We start from the raw sequence: 2,147 nt of genomic DNA on the forward strand, positions 1-2,147 counted from the left end.
GTCCATTGATCATCGACTTTTTGAATATATCTCATGGCAAGGCGTTCTTCTTCATCAGGATTAATAATTCCCGCAATCCCGCCATTTTTGAAAAAGAGTCTCCGTGAACCCATAAGGGCAAGAACGGGATCATGAGTTGCAACAAATGTAATTTTTCCTTCTTTAACGAGCAACTCCAATGCTTTTTTCCTGTTTACTCCGGCATTCTCTATCTCATCAATAAGCACAACCGGAGATGGACAAAGAAGGGCTGTGTCAGCAATCATCAGAGCCCTGGATTGTCCCCCGCTCAGTTGAGTAAGAGATACATCTGGTGAAAATTGTTCTCCGGATAAATCATTAGCTGTCTTCAGGATAAGATCAACGATATTTTCTGGATCAGGAATAAGGCGGGATTCTGCATGCAGGGCAATAAATTCTCTCACAGTTAAATCAACAACAAAGTTCATCTGCTGTGATAACTGTGCAATTAAGCCAATTGCGCTGGTTCGCAATGAAGATGGGGGGACTTCACCGTTTATCAAAATTTTTCTGCCTGAAGGGGTATCACCCTGAGCAAGAGATTCAATATCTCCGAGCATCCTGCTCTTACCTGAACCAGTTGGCCCAACCAGGCAGATAATATCACCGGATTGGCAACATATTGAATAAGGTTCAATATCGCCTGATTTATTGGTTCCACCAATTATTGTCAGATTTTTGACTTCAGGGAATGGTCTTCTATTATTTGAATTGTCAGAAGGATCTAACTGAATTTCCGGATAGGTATTATCAAGGGTCAAAATTCCATCCTCTTAACGTTTCCCATCTGATAGTCTCTGCCGATTCTGATTTCACCAAGGCAATATGAACAGAGAGCAGCGGGCATTGCAAATCGGAGTGAACAATCATTTACGGTTATGGTATCTGGAGTATTCCTCATCTCATCGGCCAATGGAAGGACACCCTGACCGGTTAGTCCGTTGATTTTTATAATTTTTGCAGACGGATTTGCTCTACCTACTCTAAATGCGAAAACTTCTCGTTCAGCCTGAGAGACAATATCCCCTTTGGTTATGACAATCATATCTGAAAGTCTGAGCATAGGCCCTATTTTTTTGGGTGTATTAATCCCGCTGAGCATATCAATAACACATATGCCAAGGATGCCCCTGATGTGGGGAGAACACCTGTTACAGAGTCCTGCACTCTCAGTAATCAGGAGATCCAGGTTCTCTTTTAGTCCCCAGGATACACATTCCTCAATATTTGAAACAAAAAAGTGATCAGGGCAGAGGTTTCCGGCAAGGCCGATACGGATTGGAACACCTGCAGCCTGATATATCTCTTCATCACCTGGAGAGATACAGTCAAACTTGATTACGCCAACTGAAATGCCTGCTTTTTCAAGTTCACGGATTGTATGGAGAATTACTGATGTTTTACCTGAAGAAGGTGGACCTGCAACAGTGACAAGTTTCATGATGATTTTCCATAAAACAACCGGGTAAATTCAGATGAAATTTGATCAACTTCTGCACCGATGTCATGAGTATTTATATAATCCCATCCAATCCAATTGAATTCTGCCTCTGGATCCACGCATGGAGGAACTCCAGTCATGCTTGGAAATGAGGCATTACTAAATATTGATCCCGTTTTTTCTCCGGCTAAAAATGATATAAGGGGATCAAGTTCAGGCGGATGCTCTTTTTTCACAATCATCGTTACAGGACTGACAATAGGACCTTCTTCTGGCCAGATAATTGAAACTTCTGAAGATTTCTCAGCCAATTTTGCAAAGAAAAGAGGAAGAATGGAAATTGGAGGGGCGGGATGACGTCTGAATTTCGCTGCCTTAACCATTTCTGATGGATGTGAACCTTTTTGAACTGTCCTTGCGAATTGTCTTACTCCTTCAATACCATATTCTGAATATATTGAGAGGAGTACTGTTTCACAAAAAAATCCATCCTGACCCCTAATTGTAAGAGAATTTTCATATTCTGGTTTTAAAAGATCACTCCATCGTTCTGGGACTTCAAGATCACCTAGTCGGGTGTGGTCAACCATAAGAACCTCAATATTTGCACCAATGACTGAGTATTGATGTTCAGGATCCTGAAGATCAAGGTTTTTATATGGAGATCTCCCGGATTCCATGGGAT

At 41.6% G+C, this 2,147-nt stretch carries 3 protein-coding genes; all 3 read right to left on the reverse strand.

What is annotated here, in order from left to right; all coding sequences use genetic code 11:
- On the reverse strand, window positions 1-782 hold a 782-nt coding region (locus VN429_RS07835), incomplete at its 3' end, for an ATP-binding cassette domain-containing protein (RefSeq protein WP_325631787.1).
- Window positions 779-1,462: a GTP-binding protein gene (locus VN429_RS07840; protein ID WP_325631790.1), complete on the reverse strand. Its 684-nt coding sequence runs from the start codon at window positions 1,460-1,462 to the stop codon at window positions 779-781. The genes VN429_RS07835 and VN429_RS07840, both read right to left, overlap by 4 nt.
- The coding region (locus VN429_RS07845) for an ABC transporter substrate-binding protein (RefSeq protein WP_325631792.1) at window positions 1,459-2,147 on the reverse strand (689 nt) is incomplete at its 5' end. The genes VN429_RS07840 and VN429_RS07845, both read right to left, overlap by 4 nt.

The sequence above is a fragment of the Methanospirillum sp. genome (genome assembly GCF_035560735.1).
GTDB lineage: Archaea > Halobacteriota > Methanomicrobia > Methanomicrobiales > Methanospirillaceae > Methanospirillum.